Raw genomic sequence first — 18,914 nt, forward strand, 5'->3', positions numbered from 1 at the left:
AATCGACCAGGTCGCCACCGCGTCCAACGAAATGAGTGCCACCGCCCACGATGTCGCCAACAGTGCCTCGAACGCGGCTAACGCGGCCAAGGGTGCCGACCAGTCGGCCCGCGACGGCATGCAGATCATCGAACGCAGCACCCGCGACATCAATCAACTGGCCGACGAAGTCAGCAAGGCCGTGACCGAAGTCGAAGCGTTGGCGGTCAACAGCGAGCAGATCGGCTCGGTGCTGGAGGTGATCCGCAGCATCGCCGAGCAAACCAACCTGCTCGCACTCAACGCGGCGATTGAAGCGGCGCGTGCCGGCGAAAGCGGTCGCGGGTTTGCGGTGGTCGCCGATGAAGTGCGCAACCTGGCCAAACGCACCCAGGATTCGGTGGAAGAAATCCGCATCGTGATCGAGCGCATCCAGACCGGCACTCGCGGCGTGGTGGCCACGATGCATTCGAGCCAGACCCAGGCTCACAGCAACGCCGGGCAGATCCAGCAAGCGGTGCAGGCCTTGAGCAAAATCAGCGACGCAGTGACGGTCATCAGCGACATGAACCTGCAAATCGCCAGCGCCGCCGAACAACAAAGCGCGGTGGCCGAAGAGGTCAACCGCAACGTCTCGGCAATCCGCACCGTCACCGAAACCCTGACCAGTCAGGCCACCGAATCGGCGCAGATCAGTAGCCACCTCAACTCGCTGACCTCGCACCAGATGAAATTGATGGATCAGTTTCGGGTGTAACCCAACTTCCATGACCGCAGAAAATCCCCTGTGGGAGCGGGCTTGCTCGCGAAAGCGTAGTGTCAGTCAATATCAATGTTGCTGACCCACCGCCTTCGCGAGCAAGCCCGCTCCCACAAGGGGATTTCATCCGGTCTGGCAATTTTTTGATCTATGATCAGGCCCTCTCCCGGAGGGCCTTCGATGACTGGTTTACTCACGTCCATTCAAGCCGCACTCGGCTTGCCTCACACCCAGGTCAAGTTCACCTCGAGCGGCGCCCTGCCCTCGGCGTTTGCCGTCACCGACCTGGCGAGCGCCAGCATTGCCGCTGCCGGTCAGGCTGTCAGCGAATGGCTGCAGCAACAAACCGGTCGCCTACCCTCCCTTGAGGTCGACCGCCGCCTCGCCTCTTTCTGGTTCGCCACCTCGATCCGCCCGATAGGCTGGAGCGTCCCGCCACTCTGGGACCCCGTCGCCGGTGACTACGCAGCCAAAGACGGCTGGATCCGCCTGCACACCAACGCGCCTCATCACCGCGCCGCAGCCGAAAAAGTGCTCGGTGCCTGTGCCGACCGTGCAGCGATGGCGAGCAAGGTTGCTCAATGGGCCAAAAGCGATCTGGAGCAGGCCGTAGTCGATGCCGGTGGCTGCGCCGCCGAGATGCGTAGCTGGGCGCAATGGCAAGCGCATCCCCAAGGTCAGGCGGTGAACGCCGAGCCGCTGATTCAGTTGGCTGACAAAAGCCGCCAGAACGCGAAACCGTGGCAAGGTTCGGTGGCGCAACCGCTTGCCGGGATCAAGGTGCTGGATTTGACTCGAGTGCTTGCCGGCCCGATCGCCAGCCGTTTCCTGGCCGGCCTCGGCGCCGACGTTTTGCGCATCGACCCACCGAACTGGAACGAACCGGGCGTGGTGCCGGAAGTCACCATGGGCAAACGCTGTGCGCGCCTGGACCTGCACGACAAGGCTGATCGCGCGGTGTTCGAAAGCCTGCTCAAGGACGCCGACATTCTGCTCCACGGCTACCGCGCCGACGCACTGGAACGCCTGGGTTACGGCGCCGCCGAACGCCAGAAACTGGCGCCCGGACTGATCGACGTCAGCCTCAATGCCTACGGCTGGAGCGGCCCGTGGCAGAACCGCCGTGGCTTCGACAGCCTGGTACAAATGAGCAGCGGAATTGCCGACGCCGGCATGCAGTGGAAACGCGCGGACAAACCGACGCCATTGCCCTTGCAAGCGCTCGATCACGCCACCGGCTATTTGATGGCGGCCGCTGCGATTCGATTATTGGGGCGCAGTGGCTCGGCGCGCTTATCGTTGGCGCGTACCGCGAAGTTGCTGATTGAAAACGGCGCGGGAACAGATGAGCCGTTGCGGGCGGAGGATGACAACGATCAAGGGCTGGTGATTGAGCAGACGCCTTGGGGCCCGGCGCATCGACTTCATGTACCGCTGAAGATTACGGGGACGCCGTTGCAGTGGACACTGGCGGCTTCGGAGTTGGGCTCCCATCGCGCGCAGTGGTGGTGACTGCCGGACTGATCGTTCCCACGCTCCTGCATGGTAATGCCGCCATGGACGCTCCGCGTCCACACTGACGCGAAGCGTCAGGGGATGCATTCCCGCGCAGGAGCGTGGTAACGATCAATTAGAACTCCCGCGCAGGATTTCACCATTGGCCCGCCCCAAGGCATACTTGCCACCCTCCGCACTCCAGAACCCAAAAACGCCCCATGCGTATCCACGTCAGCTTCATCGACCGCGTCGGCATTACCCAGGAAGTCCTGGCCCTGCTGGGTGGGCGCAATCTCAATCTGGATGCGGTGGAAATGGTCCCGCCCAACGTCTACATCGACGCCCCGACCCTGAGCCCGGAAGTTCTCGAAGAACTGCGCGATGCGTTGTTCAGCGTGCGCGGCGTGCAAGCGGTGACGGTGGTTGACATTCTTCCCGGTCAGCGTCGGCACCTGCAGCTTGATGCGCTGCTCGCGGCCATGACCGACCCGGTCCTGGCGCTGGACAGTGCCGGCAAGGTGCTGCTGGCCAACCCGGCACTGATTGCGTTGTACGGTCGCGAGCCTGACGGCGAAAGCATCGCCGACCTGTTCGCCGACCCGGCACTGCTCGAAGCCCTGCTGGAAAACGGTTTCCGCCTGCCGCTGCGGGAAGTCACCGTCAACGGCCAGACGTTACTGCTGGACGCCACACCGATTACCGACGCCGGCGCCCTGCTGACCTTGTATCAACCCAACCGTATCGGCGAACGCCTGTCGGCGTTGCATCACGACCACGCCGAAGGGTTCGATGCACTGCTCGGAGAATCTCCGGCGATTCGCACCCTCAAGGCCCGCGCCCAGCGCGTTGCGGCGCTCGATGCGCCGTTGCTGATCCAGGGCGAAACCGGCACCGGCAAAGAACTGGTGGCGCGTGCCTGCCACGCCATCAGTGCTCGGTACGGTTCACCATTTTTGGCGCTGAACTGCGCGGCTTTGCCGGAGAACCTCGCCGAAAGCGAACTGTTCGGCTACGCCCCCGGCGCCTTCACGGGCGCACAAAGGGGCGGCAAACCGGGGCTGATGGAACTGGCCAACCAGGGCACGGTGTTTCTCGATGAGATCGGCGAGATGTCGCCGTACTTGCAGGCCAAGTTGCTGCGCTTCTTGAACGACGGCAGCTTCCGCCGGGTGGGCGGGGATCGTGAGGTCAAGGTCAATGTGCGGATCCTCAGCGCCACGCACCGCAACCTGGAAAAAATGGTCAGTGAAGGTTCGTTCCGTGAAGACCTGTTCTATCGCCTCAATGTCCTGAACGTCGAAGTCCCGCCCCTGCGCGAACGCGGTCAGGACATCCTGCTGCTGGCCCGCTACTTCATGCAGCAGGCCTGCGCGCAGATCCAGCGCCCGGTCTGTCGCCTGGCGCCCGGCACCTATCCGGCACTGCTGGGCAATCGCTGGCCGGGCAACGTGCGGCAATTGCAGAACGTGATCTTCCGCGCTGCTGCGATTTGCGAAAGCAGCCTGGTCGACATTGGCGACCTCGATATCGCCGGCACCTCCGTGGCGCGTCAGAGCGACAGCGACGTCGACAGCCTCGAACAGGCGATGGAAGAGTTCGAGAAGACCCTGCTGGAAAAACTCTACGTCAGCTACCCCTCGACCCGCCAACTGGCCAGTCGCTTGCAAACCTCCCACACCGCCATCGCCCATCGATTGCGCAAGTACGGCATTCCCAATAAGCCATAGGTTCTACTCGGTTGATCGTTCCCACGCTCCGCGTGGGAATGCCTCTAGGGACGCTCCGCGTCCAGTGACGCGGAGCGTCACGGGCTGCATTCCCACGCGGAGCGTGGGAACGATCATTTACTCAACCCAAAAGCGACCTATATCTGTACTGAAAGCGCTACAGCGGAACGATATCGCTACACCCTCTCCCAATCACCGCTGTGCAAGGCTTTGATCCACTTAAGCTTTTTTCTTTGCTACTGGCTGTAGCGAATTCGCTACAGTCAATAATTCCCTGCGCCCCATTACAACATCTAAGCTATTGATTTATAACAATAAAAAAACATTGGCCGCGTTTTTGCTTAGTAACCATCCATAAAGTACGGCATTGCCGAGTATTCAATCGCGTCCACCAGACGAGTCTGGCCCCCTTAGGAGTTTCCATGAGCGAGTTCCGTTTTACTGAAGATCACGAATGGCTGCGTACCGAAGCTGACGGCACCGTCACAGTCGGCATCACCGCTTTCGCACAGAACGCCTTGGGCGACGTGGTTTTCGTACAACTGCCTGAGCTGCAGTCCTACGACAAAGGCGCTGAAGCCGCCACCGTGGAATCGGTAAAAGCTGCCAGCGGCGTGTACATGCCACTGGACGGTGAAGTGCTGGAAGTGAACCCGGCGCTGGACAGCAGCCCTGAACTGGTCAACGAAGATCCGCTGGGCGAAGGCTGGTTCTTCCGCTTCCAGCCTACCGATGCATCGGCTGTCGCCAAACTGCTGGATCAAGACGCTTACGACCGTCTGATCAAAGCCAACGCCGAAGCCTGAGGAGCGCTGACATGACTCAAGTAAGCCTGACCACCGCCAACGAATTCATTGCCCGCCACATCGGTCCGCGCGCCGGTGACGAGCAAGCCATGCTCAACAGCCTCGGCTTCGACTCCCTGGAAGCCCTGAGCGCCAGCGTCATCCCCGACAGCATCAAGGGCACCAGCGTCCTCGGCCTCGAAGACGGCCTGAGCGAAGCTGATGCCCTGGCCTTGATCAAGTCCATCGCCGGCAAAAACCAGCTGTTCAAGACCTTTATCGGCCAGGGCTACTACGGCACTCACACACCGTCGCCGATCCTGCGCAACCTGCTGGAAAACCCGGCCTGGTACACCGCCTACACCCCGTACCAGCCGGAAATTTCCCAGGGCCGTCTCGAAGCGCTGCTGAACTTCCAGACCCTGATCAGCGACCTCACCGGCCTGCCGATCGCCAACGCCTCGCTGCTGGATGAAGCCACCGCCGCCGCCGAAGCGATGACCTTCTGCAAACGCCTGAGCAAGAACAAGGGCAGCCACGCCTTCTTCGCCTCCGTGCATTGCCACCCGCAAACCCTTGACGTGCTGCGCACCCGCGCCGAGCCGTTGGGCATCGACGTGGTGGTCGGCGATGAACTTGAACTGACAGACGTGACGCCATTCTTCGGCGCCCTGCTGCAATACCCGGCGAGCAACGGCGATGTCTTCGATTACCGCGAACTGACCGAGCGCTTCCACGCCGCCAACGCCTTGGTGGCGGTCGCCGCCGACCTGCTGGCCCTGACCGTGCTGACCCCACCGGGTGAATTCAGTGCCGACGTGGCCATCGGCAGCGCGCAACGCTTCGGCGTGCCGCTGGGCTTCGGTGGCCCGCACGCGGCGTACTTCTCCACCAAGGATGCGTTCAAGCGCGACATGCCGGGTCGTCTGGTCGGTGTGTCCGTGGACCGTTTCGGCAAGCCGGCCCTGCGCCTGGCGATGCAGACTCGCGAGCAACACATCCGCCGCGAGAAGGCCACCAGCAACATCTGCACCGCGCAAGTCTTGCTGGCCAACATCGCCAGCATGTACGCCGTGTACCACGGCCCGAAAGGCCTGACCCAGATTGCCAACCGCGTACATCACCTGACCGCGATTCTGGCTAAAGGCTTGAGCGCATTGGGTCTGAACGTCGAGCAAACCAGCTTCTTCGACACCCTGACGATTAAAACCGGCGCCAACACCGCCGCGTTGCACGAAAAGGCGCGTGCCCAGCAGATCAACCTGCGCGTGGTCGATGCCGAGCGTCTGGGCCTGTCCCTCGACGAAACCACGTCGCAAGCCGATGTGGAAACGCTGTGGGCCCTGCTGGCTGACGGCCAAACCCTGCCGGACTTCGCCGCCCTCGCCGCTTCCGTACAAAGCACAATCCCGGCCGCGCTCCTGCGCCAGTCGCCAATCCTCAGCCACCCGGTATTCAACCGCTACCACTCGGAAACCGAGCTGATGCGCTACCTGCGCAAGCTCGCCGACAAGGACCTGGCACTGGATCGCACCATGATCCCGCTGGGTTCTTGCACCATGAAACTCAACGCCGCCAGCGAAATGATCCCGGTGACCTGGGCCGAATTCGGCGCCCTGCACCCGTTCGCCCCGGCCGCGCAAAGCGCCGGCTACCAGCAACTGACCGACGAACTGGAAGCGATGCTTTGCGCCGCCACCGGTTACGACGCGATCTCGCTGCAACCGAACGCCGGTTCCCAGGGTGAATACGCCGGCCTCTTGGCGATCCGCGCCTATCACCAGAGCCGTGGCGAAGACCGCCGCGACATCTGCCTGATCCCGTCCTCGGCCCACGGCACCAACCCGGCCACCGCCAACATGGCCGGCATGCGCGTGGTCGTCACCGCCTGCGATGCCCGCGGCAACGTCGACATCGAAGACCTGCGCGCCAAGGCCATCGAGCACCGCGAACACCTCGCCGCGCTGATGATCACCTACCCGTCGACCCACGGCGTGTTCGAAGAAGGCATCCGCGAAATCTGCGGCATCATTCACGACCACGGCGGCCAGGTGTACATCGACGGCGCCAACATGAACGCGATGGTCGGCCTCTGCGCGCCGGGCAAGTTCGGCGGCGACGTGTCGCACCTGAACCTGCACAAAACCTTCTGCATTCCGCACGGCGGTGGCGGCCCGGGCGTTGGTCCGATTGGCGTCAAGTCGCACCTGACGCCGTTCCTGCCGGGTCACGGCACTATGGAACGCAAGGAAGGCGCGGTCTGCGCCGCACCGTTCGGCAGCGCGAGCATTTTGCCGATCACCTGGATGTACATTCGGATGATGGGCGGTGCCGGGCTCAAGCGTGCGTCGCAATTGGCGATCCTCAATGCCAACTACATTTCCCGTCGCCTCGAAGAGCATTACCCGGTGCTGTACACCGGCAGCAACGGCCTGGTGGCCCACGAGTGCATCCTCGACCTGCGTCCGCTGAAAGACAGCAGCGGCATCAGCGTCGATGACGTCGCCAAGCGCCTGATCGACTTCGGTTTCCACGCCCCGACCATGTCGTTCCCGGTCGCCGGCACGCTGATGATCGAGCCGACCGAAAGCGAATCCAAGGAAGAACTGGACCGCTTCTGCGACGCCATGATCCGCATCCGCGAAGAAATTCGCGCGGTGGAAAACGGCACCCTGGACAAGGACGACAACCCACTGAAAAACGCCCCGCACACCGCCGCGGAAATCGTTGGTGACTGGACGCATCCGTACAGCCGCGAGCAAGCGGTGTACCCGGTTGCGTCGCTGATCGAAGGCAAGTACTGGCCACCGGTCGGTCGCGTCGACAACGTGTTCGGCGACCGCAACCTGATCTGCGCCTGCCCGTCGATCGAAAGCTACGCTTAAAACAGTGTGGGGCGGGTTCGCCTGCCCTCACTTTCAAGAACACCGCATCCCCCCTGTGGGAGCGGGCTTGCTCGCGAAAGCGGTGGATCAGTCACTCAACATTGCCTGACCCACCGCTTTCGCGAGCAAGCCCGCTCCCACAGGGGATTTGTACCAGGCCTCAAGCCCGCCATTCCTATAACAAGAAACCGGAGAACAACTCATGTCTTTAAGCGTGTTCGACCTGTTCAAGATTGGCATCGGCCCCTCCAGCTCCCACACCGTCGGCCCGATGCGTGCTGCTGCGCGCTTCGCCGAAGGTTTGCGCCGTGAAGGGCTGCTGGCCGCGACCACCTGCGTCAAAGTCGAGCTCTACGGATCACTCGGCGCCACCGGCAAAGGCCACGGCAGCGACAAGGCTGTGTTGCTGGGCCTGGAAGGCGAACACCCGGACACCGTGAACACCGAAACCGTCGCCGCCCGTCTGCAAGAGATTCGCGGCAATGGTCGCTTGAACCTCCTCGGCGAACACAGCATTGCGTTCAATGAGAAAGAACACCTGGCGATGATCCGCAAACCGTTGGCCTATCACCCCAACGGCATGATTTTTCGCGCTTTCGATGCCGCGGGGATACAAATCCGTAGCCGCGAGTACTACTCGGTCGGCGGCGGTTTTGTCGTCGATGAAGACGCTGCTGGTGCCGACCGTATCGTCGAAGACGCCACGCCACTGACCTTCCCGTTTAAAAGCGCCAAGGACCTGCTCGGTCACTGCACCACCTATGGTCTGTCGATCAGCCAGGTGATGCTGACCAACGAAAGCGCCTGGCGCCCGGAAGCGGAAACCCGCGCCGGCCTGCTGAAAATCTGGCAAGTGATGCAGGACTGCGTCGACGCCGGTTGTCGTAACGAGGGCATCCTGCCGGGTGGCTTGAAGGTCAAACGTCGAGCGGCAGCCCTGCATCGGCAACTGTGCAAGAACCCGGAATCGTCCCTGCGCGATCCGCTGTCGGTGCTGGACTGGGTCAACCTCTACGCACTGGCGGTCAACGAAGAAAACGCCAACGGCGGACGCGTGGTGACGGCGCCGACTAACGGCGCGGCTGGGATCGTCCCGGCTGTTTTGCACTACTACATGCGCTTCATCCCCGGCGCCAACGAAGACGGCGTCGTGCGTTTTCTGCTGACCGCGGCCGCGATTGGCATTCTCTATAAAGAAAACGCCTCGATCTCCGGCGCCGAAGTCGGCTGCCAGGGCGAAGTCGGCGTGGCCTGTTCCATGGCCGCTGGCGCCCTGTGTGAAGTCCTCGGCGGCACCGTGCAACAAGTGGAAAACGCCGCCGAAATCGGCATGGAACACAACCTCGGCCTGACCTGCGACCCGATTGGCGGGCTGGTGCAAGTGCCTTGCATCGAGCGCAACGCCATGGGCTCGGTCAAAGCCATCAATGCGGTGCGCATGGCCCTGCGCGGCGACGGTCAGCACTTCGTCTCCCTCGACAAGGTCATCCGCACCATGCGCCAGACCGGCGCCGACATGAAAAGCAAATACAAGGAAACCGCCCGTGGCGGTTTGGCGGTCAACATTATCGAGTGCTGATGCTCAGGCGCATCTGCACACTTTTTCAGGAGCTGGATATGTCCACCGAACAACTGTCGAAAACCCCGCTGCACGCACTGCACATCGAACTCGGCGCCCGCATGGTGCCGTTTGCCGGCTACGACATGCCGGTGCAATACCCGCTCGGCGTGATGAAAGAACACCAGCACACCCGTGATCAGGCCGGGCTGTTCGATGTCTCGCACATGGGCCAGATCCGCCTGACCGGCGCGAATGCCGCCAAGGCGCTGGAAAGCCTGGTGCCGGTGGACATCATCGACCTGCCGGTGGGCATGCAGCGTTACGCGATGTTCACCAACGCGACCGGCGGCATCCTCGACGACCTGATGGTCGCCAACCTGGGTAACGACGAGCTGTTCCTGGTGGTCAACGCCGCCTGCAAGGATCAAGACCTGGCGCACCTGCGCAAGCACATCGGCGACCAGTGCACCATCGAGCCGCTGTTCGAAGAACGCGCCCTGCTGGCGCTGCAAGGTCCGGCCGCCGTCACCGTGCTCGCACGCCTGGCGCCTGAAGTGGCAAAGATGACCTTCATGCAGTTCACCCGCGTGAAACTGCTGGGCGTGGACTGCTTTGTCAGCCGTTCGGGCTACACCGGTGAAGACGGTTACGAAATCTCCGTGCCGGCTGCCAACGCCGAAGCCCTGGCTCGCGCCCTGCTGGCTGAACCTGAAGTGGCGGCCATCGGCCTTGGCGCTCGCGACTCCCTGCGCCTGGAAGCCGGCCTGTGCCTCTACGGCCACGACATGAACACCGAGACCACCCCGATCGAAGCAAGCCTGCTGTGGGCGATCTCCAAGCCTCGTCGCGCTGATGGCGCACGTGCCGGCGGCTTCCCTGGCGCAGAAACCGTGTTTGGACAACAACAAGCCGGTGTCAGCCGCAAACGCGTTGGCCTGTTGCCCCAGGAACGCACGCCGGTGCGCGAAGGAGCGGAGATCGTCAATGAAGCAGGCGACATCATTGGCGCGGTTTGCAGTGGCGGCTTCGGTCCGACCTTGGGCGGCCCTTTGGCGATGGGTTACGTCGACAGTGCTTACACTGCTCTCGATACGCCGGTATGGGCGATTGTTCGTGGGAAAAAGGTGCCTTTGCTTGTAAGCAAAATGCCATTTGTTCCACAACGCTACTACCGCGGCTGATTGACTGTTTCTATAAGTAACGCGGTTGCGTTAACAGCGCACTAATGTGTAACGCAACCGCCATAAAACAGTGCACACCTTCGATTACGAACTTGGCTTATAACGATCGAAAACAATTGAACACCTCTATCACATAAGCTAACGCTAGTTGCCGCTGAACGGCATCAACGCGAGCAAAACCGGGCCTTTCACAGGGCTTGTTTTTTCTCCCATAGTTGGCGTAGAGTTTGTTCACTGTGTTTGCATGGGTCGCTTGGAATCGTGACCTGGGCAGTAGCCTACAAGTTAGCTACATCCCGTTCGACGTCTTCTTACTCTCCTGCAACCAGCCCCAGTACTCTTTCACAAGAAAGAGGCTGTCATTAATTTTTGCGTCAAAGGAAATAAGAAATGTCCCAACGTCAGAGCGGTACCGTCAAGTGGTTTAACGACGAGAAAGGTTTTGGTTTTATCACTCCAGAAAGCGGTCCGGATCTGTTCGTGCATTTCCGCGCTATTCAGGGCAACGGCTTCAAGAGCCTGAAAGAAGGCCAGAAAGTGACTTTCGTTGCTGTGCAAGGCCAAAAAGGCATGCAGGCTGACGAAGTACAAGCAGAAGCCTGATCTTCTGTAACGAAAAAGCCCCTGATGCTGACATCAGGGGCTTTTTTGTGCGCGTAAATACGTAAAATGGCTTCTTTTTTCCGTCCAGAGGCTGCCATGTCGAAACATCTTCTCAAACCCCAGGGCGACTTTCCTGCCGCCCCCTTGGGTCGTCGCCTGGCAGCGATGTTCTATGACTTCTTGTTGTGTACCGCCCTGCTGATCGTCACCAGCGGCATTTACAAGATGATTCAGATGGCGATCATCGGCGAAGACAAAATGCGCACCTTGACCGAAGCCGGCGCGCTGGACGGTGATCCATTGCTGTCAACGGTGCTGCTGTTTGTGTTGTTCGGTTTCTTCGCCAAGTTCTGGACCTGGTCCGGTCAGACCCTGGGCATGCAGGTCTGGTGCATCCGCGTACAAAACGCCGACGGCTCATCCATCAGCCTGTGGCAGGCATTGCTGCGCTTTGTGGTGTCGATCGCGTCTTTGCTGTGCGTCGGGCTGGGCTTCTTCTGGTCGCTGTTCGACAAACAGAAACGCAGCTGGCATGACATCTACTCCAACACCCAGCTCGTGCGGATTCCAAAGAAGACCAAGTAATCCAGCCATACACAAACCAATGTGGGAGCGAGCCTGCTCGCGATAGAGGCGTATCAGTCAACATGGATGTGACGACAGAACGCTATCGCGAGCAGGCTCGCTCCCACAGTTTTTGCGGCTTAACTGACAGATCTCAGGCGTTGCCGGCCAGTTTCATCCGCGCGGCCTGTGTAAAGTCGAGCATCCGCTTCAACGGACGAATCGCTTGTGGAATCAGCGCCGGATCGACAAAGATCTCATTCGTCCCTTCCTTCAAGCTCTTGAGCGTTCGCTCAAGGGTATTCATCGCCATCCACGGGCAATGTGCGCAACTACGGCACGCTGCGCCGTTACCGGCCGTTGGCGCTTCAATGAAGACCTTGTCCGGGCACAGCTGCTGCATCTTGTAGAAGATGCCGCGATCAGTGGCGACGATAAAGGTCTTGTTTGGCAGGCTCTGCGCCGCAGCAATCAATTGACTGGTAGAGCCGACGGCATCCGCCAGCTCGATCACCGACGTCGGCGACTCCGGGTGCACCAGAATCGCTGCGTCCGGGTACAGCGCCTTCATGTCTTCGAGCTGCTTGGACTTGAACTCTTCGTGAACGATGCAGGCACCGTCCCATAGCAGCATGTCCGCGCCGGTCTGGCGCTGGATGTAGGTGCCCAAATGCTTGTCCGGGCCCCAGATGATGGTTTCGCCGTTATCCATCAGGCTTTCGACGATCTCCAGCGCGCAGCTTGAAGTCACCACCCAATCCGCCCGGGCTTTGACCGCCGCCGACGTGTTGGCATACACCACCACCGTACGTTCCGGGTGCTGATCGCAGAACGCCGAGAACTCGTCCACCGGGCAACCCAGGTCCAGCGAGCAGGTCGCTTCCAGGGTTGGCATCAGGATGCGCTTTTCCGGGTTGAGGATTTTGGCGGTCTCGCCCATGAATTTCACACCGGCGACCACCACGGTCTTGGCCGGGTGAGCGTTGCCGAAGCGGGCCATCTCCAGTGAGTCGGAGACACAGCCGCCGGTTTCTTCGGCCAGGGCCTGAATGACCGGATCGCAATAGAAGTGAGCAACCAGCACCGCATCCTGAGCCTTGAGCTCGGCAGCGATGGCAGCACGGTAATAGGCCTCCTCCTCGGCAGTCAGCGGCTTGGGCTGCTTGGCGTCGAGGTGGGCTTGAACCAGAAGGCGTTCGGAAATCTGCGTCATGTTCGCAAGACCTGCAGGCGCTTTCGCGCGAAAGTCGAGTATACACCCGGCTCCGGACCCTTCAGGGTACCGCCGGGAAAGTGAGTATCATCAGGCACGGACAACGTTGAAGCTGCGCAAGGCTACAGAATATCCCGAGGATGCAAAAGATGATTCTGACCTGCGTCACGCGGTGCAACCCAGAACCTGGGCGATCTTAAATCGCAGGCAAAAAAAAATCCGGAAATCCTCACTTGCGTGGGCCTTCCAGACTTTTAAAACTGCTACAAAAATGGTGGGTCGTGTGGGATTCGAACCTACGACCAATTGGTTAAAAGCCAACTGCTCTACCAACTGAGCTAACGACCCGCTGTGTGGTGGCGCGTATAATACTGATTTTTAAGGACTATTCAACACCTAATTTGAAATAAATCAAAAATAAGGTGTTGGGTCACTGATTCCGGCTGCCGCGAAGCCTTCCGCACGCAGGCGGCAGCTGTCGCATTTGCCGCACGCACGGCCGTTATCGTCGGCCTGATAGCAGGAAACGGTCAGGCCGTAATCAACACCGAGCTTCACGCCCGCCTGGACGATCTGCGCCTTGCTAAGGTTCTGCAATGGCGCCTGGATACGGAAGCCATTCCCCTCGACGCCGGCCTTGGTCGCCAGATTGGCCATGCGCTCGAAAGATTCAATGAACTCAGGACGGCAATCCGGGTAACCGGAGTAATCCACAGCGTTCACACCGATAAAGATGTCGCGGGCCCCGAGCACTTCAGCCCAGCCCAACGCCAGGGACAAGAAAACGGTGTTGCGCGCCGGCACGTAAGTCACCGGAATACCTTCGCCCGCTTCTTCCGGCACATCGATACTGGTGTCGGTCAATGCCGAACCGCCAATACCGTTCAGGTTCAGACCGATCACCTTGTGTTCAATCACACCCAGGTCGCGAGCGACACGTTCGGCGGCGTGCAATTCTGCGTGAGAGCGCTGACCGTAGTCGAAGCTCATGGTGTAGCAGCTGTAGCCTTCAGCGCGAGCCATGGCCACCACGGTCGCGGAGTCGAGGCCGCCGGACAGCAGGATGACCGCACGTTTTTCAGCAGTGTTCAGTTGTTCAGTCATTTCAGCGCCCCGGCTCGTCATTCCAAAGATATTTATGCAACTGCAATTGCAGACGCACAGGCAGGTTGTCCGCCACCACCCAGTCAGCCAGGTCCCGAGCATTGAGGTCATGGTGGCTTGGCGAGAACAGGACTTCGCCGGCACGCTGATCCAGACCGTACTGGATCAGCTTGGACACGGCCCAGTCATAGTCTTCCCGCGAGCAGATGACAAACTTCACCTGATCGTTGGGCGTGAGCAGTTCGATGTTCTCGTAGCGGTTGCGGTGGGCTTCTTTCGAACCCGGGGTTTTCAGGTCGACGACGCGACTGACCCGTGGATCGACCGCCGAGATATCCAGGGCACCGCTGGTTTCCAGCGAGACCTCGTAACCGGCGTCACACAACTGCTTGAGCAATGGGATGGCATTGGGTTGTGCCAGCGGCTCGCCGCCGGTGACACAGACGTAACGCGGACGAAAACCGGCCACTTGCTCGAGGATGTCGTCGAGCGTGCGAATGGTGCCGCCAGTGAACGCATAAGCGCTGTCGCAGTATTGACAACGCAATGGGCAACCGGTCAGGCGCACAAAAACAGTGGGCAGCCCGGCAGTCCGCGTTTCACCCTGCAACGAGTAGAAAACTTCGGTGATTCTCAATGTGTCTTGCATAGTCGCCACGGGCATGACAGCTAAACAGGCTGTCCGCCTCCGTCAGGCACTTCAAGGAACCCCGCCATCGCGCAGATCCCAAAAAGCGTGTTTCATAAAAAGGGCGTGAATTCTAACGAAAAAACCCGCGACAAGCGCGGGTTTCTTCAAGACGGGTCAAGCCGCCCTTACATTTTTTGCAGATCACGCTGGGCCAGCTGAGCGGCGGAAGTGCCCGGATATTGGGACACAACCTGTTGCAGAATGCCTTTGACCTTGTCGGGATGACCAAGGCGGCGCTCTACATCAGCCAGCTTGTACAGCGAATCAGGCACTTTTGGATGCTTGGGGTACAGCTGTGAAACCTTGGCAAAAGCCTGACCTGCACCTTGCAGATCGCCTTTGGCCAGATTCACTTCACCCAACCAGTACTGGGCATTGCCTGCGTACTGACTGTTCGGGTACTTGCGCAGGAATGCGGCAAAAGCCTGGCTGGCCTTGTCGAAGTCCTTGGCTTTGATCAGGTCGAAGGCTGCATCGTAATACAGTTTTTCCTTCGCCGGATCAGCCGGTTCGCCACCCGCGGCAGGCGCTTGTGTGGAAGTGGCAGCGGCTGCCGCTCCTGCGGCTGCGCCCGCTGCTGCACCGGGGGCATTCAAACTGCCACCGGTGGAAGAATTATCAGGAGTCGCGGCTGGTGCAACGCCGGTTCCTATGCGCCGATCAAGATCCTGATATCGCTCCAGGCTCTCTTGCTTCATGCGCGCTACATCATTTTGCAGAACTTCGATGATGCCTTGTTGGCGCGAGATCTGCTCCTGCATCGATTGCAGTTGGTTGAACAGCTCGCCCTGTGCCGAGACAGGGGCCGAAACCCCTCCCCCGGCATAGGCGCCGTTCGTACCGTAACCTGCAGGCGGATTATTAGTCCCGCTATTGGTATAGCCGGAGTCATTATCGACCACAGGAACCGCAGCCCACACCGCAAGCGGTGCGAGGCTGAGAGCCAGAACAGTTACAGCACGACGGCACGTTCGCATGACGAATTACTTACGCAGTTCGACGCGACGGTTTTGAGCCCAGGACTGCTCGTCGTTGCCGGTAGCAACTGGACGCTCTTCGCCGTAGGAAACCAGTTCCAGCTGAGCTGGGGAAACACCTTGCAGTACCAGGTAACGCTGAACGGCTTTCGCACGACGCTCGCCCAGTGCCATGTTGTACTCACGAGTACCACGTTCGTCGGTGTTGCCTTCCAGAACAACGCGAGCGCCGTTTGCTTTCAGGTCCTTGGCGTGAACGTCCAGAGCGCGCATGGCTTCTGGCTTCAGGTCCGAACTGTCGTATTCGAAGTAGAAAGTGGTGATTGCGCGCAGAGCAGCTTCTTCGCTCAGGGAGCCGTCAACTGCACCAGTGTTTGCGCCGTAACCAGCGTTTGGATCTACAGCGCCTTCACCGGCATTGTCGCCGCCTTTGGACGAGCAACCTACAGCTACAGCCATGGCCAGAGCCAGCGCAGCAAATTTACCAAACTTCAGCATTTCCATCGTGAAACTCCTAATGAACCCCAATGTGTTAAGTACAACGTGTAGCGCCGCGTCAGTTCAGGTAAGGGGACCAGGAAGGTTCTCTGACTTCGCCTTGTGCGGTAGGAAGCGGGAGCCTTACGCGTCCATTAATGGACACGAGCATCAAGACTCCCCGGCCCTGCTGGCGGGTGGCGTAGATTACCATGGTGCCGTTGGGCGCAACAGTAGGCGACTCGTCCAGAGTGCTATCAGTAAGGATTTTTACGCTTCCGCGCTGCAAATCCTGGGCCGCCACCTTGAAATTAGTGAAACCTTCCTGACGATGGATCATCACCAGGGTCTTTTCGTCAGCCGAAAGCTTAGGGTTGGCGTTGTAGTTACCGATAAAGGTCACACGTTCCGCACCGCCGCCACCTGCACTGGTTTTATAGATCTGCGGCTTGCCGCCACGGTCCGAGGTGAAGTAGATGGTCGAACCATCCTTGCCCCAGAACGGTTCGGTGTTGATGCCAGGACCGTTGGTGACACGGGTGATCTGACGCGAACCCAGGTTCATCACATAGATGTCCGGGTTGCCATCTTTCGACAAGACGAATGCCAGGCGATTGCCATCCGGCGACCATGCTGGCGCGCCATTCAGGCCTTCGAAGTTGGTGATCTGCTCACGGCGACCGGTGTCGATGTTCTGCATGAAGATACGCGGACGCTTTTGCTCGAACGACACATAAGCGATGCGCTTGCCGTCCGGTGCGAAACGCGGCGACAGGATCGGCTCGCGCGATTGCAGCAGGGTCACGGCGCGCGCACCGTCATAGTCCGAACGTTGCAGCGTGTAGCGAGTGTTCTTTTCGGAGAAACGCTCAGCCGTCACGTACAGCAGACGAGTCGAGAACGCACCTTTGATACCGGTGAGTTTTTCGAACGACTGGTCCGCGATGTAGTGCGACATGTCGCGCAGTTGATCGACGCTGCCCGACACGCTGCCGGTCAGCACTTGCTGCTCGGTGGCGACGTTGAACAGTGCGTATTGGACCTGCAGGCGACCGCCCGCTGGAGCAATGCTGCCGACCATGACGTACTGGGCGCCCAGCGCCTTGAAGTCACGGAAGATGATTTCGCTGGCCTGGCTTGGCTGGCTGATCATGTTCTGCTTGGGAATCGGCGAGTAGTAACCCGAGTTGCGCAGGTCGTTACCGATGATTTCGGCCATGTCGTCCGGCAGAACACTGCCGCCCTGGTTGCCAAACGGAACGACTGCGATCGGGGTGGCCCGATCACTGCCGCTGGTGACCAGAATGTTTTTCTCATCAGCTGTCGCTATCCCTGCCAGGCAGCAGATAACGACAAGCATTCCTCGAAGAAGGTTTCTCACAAGGCTAGATCCTCAGGTGTGAATGTCATCTTGAATGAACGATACGGAGCGAAATCGCTCGGCTTCATTCCCTGCATTTCTGTCAAACGTCCAATGTTCTTGACCGCCGCTACAGCGGAAGCGTCAAACGGACCATCGCCACTGGACTTGGCCACGCTCACCGAAGTCAACGTACCGTCCGGCAACATGCCGATTTGCAACACGACCGTCATGCCTTTGCGGGCCGAAGGTGGACGAGCCCAGCCTTCCGCTGCACGAGCACGGATCAGATCATCGAAACTACCGGCGACTTCGTCACCCTGCTCATCCGCCAAGGCCTGCTGACGCTGCGGCGTGTCAGAAAGCAGATCTGCCAAGGCCTGAGCCTTTTTGTCTTCGGCTGATTTGCGTGCCGCTTCCTGCGATTTTTTCTTCGCAGCATCGGCAGCAGCTTTCTTCTTCGCGTCTTCGGCGACTTTCTTCTTCGCCTCTTCAGCTTCAGATTTCTTCTTGGCGTCTTCGGCGGCTTTCTTCTTCGCGTCTTCGACGATCTTTTTCTTCGCTTCTTCAGCGGCCGCTTTCTTGGCCTCTTCTTCAGCTGCTTTCTTGGCTTCTTCTTCAGACTTCTTCTTGGCTATATCAGCCAATTGTTTCTCTTCGGCCTTTTTAGCTTCGGCGGTCTTCTTGGCTTCATCGGCTTTCTTGGCTTCATCAGCCTTTTTTGCCTCTTCCGCTTTCTTCGTCTCGTCGGCCTTTTTGGATTCTTCGGCTTTTTGAGCCGCGTCTTCCTTCTTTTGTTCCGCGGCCTTGATCGCTTCCTGCTCGATCTTTTTCTGTTCCATCTGTTCGACTTCGGTCTGGCGCGCGGCGGATTTCTTCGCCTCACCCGCAATCTTCTGATTGGTCTGGGTGGTCGCCTGACTTTTCGATTTCAGTTGATACAGGGTCGCCTGGACAATCGGCTTGGCCGGCGGCAGTTCGGGCGTGAAGGCGAAACTGACGAACAGCATGCCAAAAACCAGCACGTGCAAGACAAGCGCCCAGACGCTAGGCCAGAAGTAGCTTTCCGAGGCGGACGGCTCTCGCATTTGCTGCATCAGGGTGCCTCGGTAATCAAGCCAACATTACCGACCCCGGCTTTCTGCAATCCGCCCATGGCGCCCATGACAGAACCGTAGTCGACGGTCTTGTCGCCGCGGATGAACACCTGGGTACGCTTGCCACCTTCAGTGCCGGCGCGAATGATTTTGGTCACGGCGTCAGTCATCTGCGGCAAGGTCATGGCCTTGTCCTGTTGCTTTTCAGTGTCGACTTCGCTGCCAAGGTTCCAGTAGTAGGTCTTGTCAGCCTTGATCGAAATGGTCAGGACCTGGGTGTTGTTGTCCTGCGGCAAGGCTTCGCTGGAAACCTTGGGCAGATCAACTTTCACGCCCTGATTGAGCATCGGCGCGGTCACCATGAAGATGACCAGCAGCACCAACATCACGTCGATGTAAGGCACCACGTTCATCTCGGCAACCGGCTTGCGCTTTTTGCGAGCTCGAGCGATT

Annotated in this window: 16 protein-coding genes, 1 tRNA gene and 1 pseudogene; 9 read left to right on the forward strand and 9 right to left on the reverse strand. The window is 59.7% G+C overall.

What is annotated here, in order from left to right:
- Window positions 1-208: 208 nt before the first annotated feature.
- The 9 genes and pseudogenes from PFAS1_RS30325 to PFAS1_RS04900 all read left to right on the forward strand — a co-directional run.
- Window positions 209-736: pseudogene (locus PFAS1_RS30325) on the forward strand (methyl-accepting chemotaxis protein); the annotation flags it as partial.
- Between the two features lie 183 nt (window positions 737-919).
- A complete protein-coding gene (locus PFAS1_RS04865) occupies window positions 920-2,251 on the forward strand; it encodes a CoA transferase (protein WP_076028390.1) in 1,332 nt (443 codons plus the stop codon).
- Window positions 2,252-2,454: 203 nt separating this feature from the next.
- Window positions 2,455-3,963, forward strand: a complete 1,509-nt coding sequence (locus PFAS1_RS04870) for a sigma-54-dependent transcriptional regulator (protein ID WP_076028391.1) — start codon at window positions 2,455-2,457, stop codon at window positions 3,961-3,963.
- A gap of 422 nt (window positions 3,964-4,385) precedes the next feature.
- Entirely contained in the window at window positions 4,386-4,769 is a 384-nt protein-coding gene (gene gcvH / locus PFAS1_RS04875) for a glycine cleavage system protein GcvH (protein WP_076028392.1), read from the forward strand.
- Window positions 4,770-4,780: 11 nt separating this feature from the next.
- The gene (gene gcvP / locus PFAS1_RS04880) at window positions 4,781-7,633 is read left to right on the forward strand and encodes an aminomethyl-transferring glycine dehydrogenase (RefSeq protein ID WP_076028393.1); all 2,853 of its coding nucleotides are present in this window, start codon (window positions 4,781-4,783) and stop codon (window positions 7,631-7,633) included.
- Between the two features lie 202 nt (window positions 7,634-7,835).
- Window positions 7,836-9,212: an L-serine ammonia-lyase gene (locus tag PFAS1_RS04885; protein WP_008146925.1), complete on the forward strand. Its 1,377-nt coding sequence runs from the start codon at window positions 7,836-7,838 to the stop codon at window positions 9,210-9,212.
- 38 nt (window positions 9,213-9,250) lie between these two features.
- The gene (gene gcvT, locus PFAS1_RS04890; protein ID WP_076028394.1) at window positions 9,251-10,375 is read left to right on the forward strand and encodes a glycine cleavage system aminomethyltransferase GcvT; all 1,125 of its coding nucleotides are present in this window, start codon (window positions 9,251-9,253) and stop codon (window positions 10,373-10,375) included.
- A 390-nt stretch (window positions 10,376-10,765) separates the two neighbouring features.
- Window positions 10,766-10,978: a cold-shock protein gene (locus PFAS1_RS04895; protein WP_003175786.1), complete on the forward strand. Its 213-nt coding sequence runs from the start codon at window positions 10,766-10,768 to the stop codon at window positions 10,976-10,978.
- Between the two features lie 96 nt (window positions 10,979-11,074).
- Window positions 11,075-11,563 (forward strand): RDD family protein, encoded by a 489-nt coding sequence (locus PFAS1_RS04900; protein ID WP_076028395.1) that lies wholly within the window; start codon window positions 11,075-11,077, stop codon window positions 11,561-11,563.
- A 133-nt stretch (window positions 11,564-11,696) separates the two neighbouring features.
- On the opposite strand, the gene nadA is transcribed toward PFAS1_RS04900, so the two are convergent.
- The 9 genes from nadA to tolR all read right to left on the reverse strand — a co-directional run bounded on the left by nadA (window position 11,697) and on the right by tolR (window position 18,913).
- Window positions 11,697-12,755: a quinolinate synthase NadA gene (nadA, locus tag PFAS1_RS04905; protein ID WP_008146918.1), complete on the reverse strand. Its 1,059-nt coding sequence runs from the start codon at window positions 12,753-12,755 to the stop codon at window positions 11,697-11,699.
- Between the two features lie 272 nt (window positions 12,756-13,027).
- Window positions 13,028-13,103 (reverse strand) — tRNA-Lys (locus PFAS1_RS04910).
- Between the two features lie 63 nt (window positions 13,104-13,166).
- Window positions 13,167-13,859 carry a 7-cyano-7-deazaguanine synthase QueC gene (gene queC / locus PFAS1_RS04915; RefSeq protein WP_008146916.1) on the reverse strand — a complete coding sequence of 231 codons (693 nt, stop codon included), beginning with the start codon at window positions 13,857-13,859 and terminating at the stop codon, window positions 13,167-13,169.
- Window position 13,860: 1 nt separating this feature from the next.
- Window positions 13,861-14,508 carry a 7-carboxy-7-deazaguanine synthase QueE gene (queE, locus tag PFAS1_RS04920; protein WP_008072914.1) on the reverse strand — a complete coding sequence of 216 codons (648 nt, stop codon included), beginning with the start codon at window positions 14,506-14,508 and terminating at the stop codon, window positions 13,861-13,863.
- A gap of 167 nt (window positions 14,509-14,675) precedes the next feature.
- Window positions 14,676-15,527, reverse strand: coding sequence for a tol-pal system protein YbgF (ybgF, locus tag PFAS1_RS04925; protein ID WP_076028396.1), 852 nt, complete (start codon window positions 15,525-15,527; stop codon window positions 14,676-14,678).
- A gap of 6 nt (window positions 15,528-15,533) precedes the next feature.
- Window positions 15,534-16,031 (reverse strand): peptidoglycan-associated lipoprotein Pal, encoded by a 498-nt coding sequence (gene pal / locus PFAS1_RS04930; RefSeq protein ID WP_003178634.1) that lies wholly within the window; start codon window positions 16,029-16,031, stop codon window positions 15,534-15,536.
- Window positions 16,032-16,083: 52 nt separating this feature from the next.
- The gene (gene tolB, locus PFAS1_RS04935) at window positions 16,084-17,385 is read right to left on the reverse strand and encodes a Tol-Pal system beta propeller repeat protein TolB (RefSeq protein WP_076028397.1); all 1,302 of its coding nucleotides are present in this window, start codon (window positions 17,383-17,385) and stop codon (window positions 16,084-16,086) included.
- Window positions 17,382-18,461: a cell envelope integrity protein TolA gene (tolA, locus tag PFAS1_RS04940; protein ID WP_074879466.1), complete on the reverse strand. Its 1,080-nt coding sequence runs from the start codon at window positions 18,459-18,461 to the stop codon at window positions 17,382-17,384. The genes tolB and tolA overlap by 4 nt, the downstream gene beginning before the upstream one ends.
- Window positions 18,461-18,913 (reverse strand): protein TolR, encoded by a 453-nt coding sequence (tolR, locus tag PFAS1_RS04945; protein WP_161807482.1) that lies wholly within the window; start codon window positions 18,911-18,913, stop codon window positions 18,461-18,463. Before tolR ends, tolA begins: the two co-directional genes overlap by 1 nt.
- Window position 18,914: the final 1 nt, after the last annotated feature.

It is taken from the genome of Pseudomonas frederiksbergensis (assembly GCF_001952935.1).
GTDB classification, from domain to species: domain Bacteria; phylum Pseudomonadota; class Gammaproteobacteria; order Pseudomonadales; family Pseudomonadaceae; genus Aquipseudomonas; species Aquipseudomonas frederiksbergensis.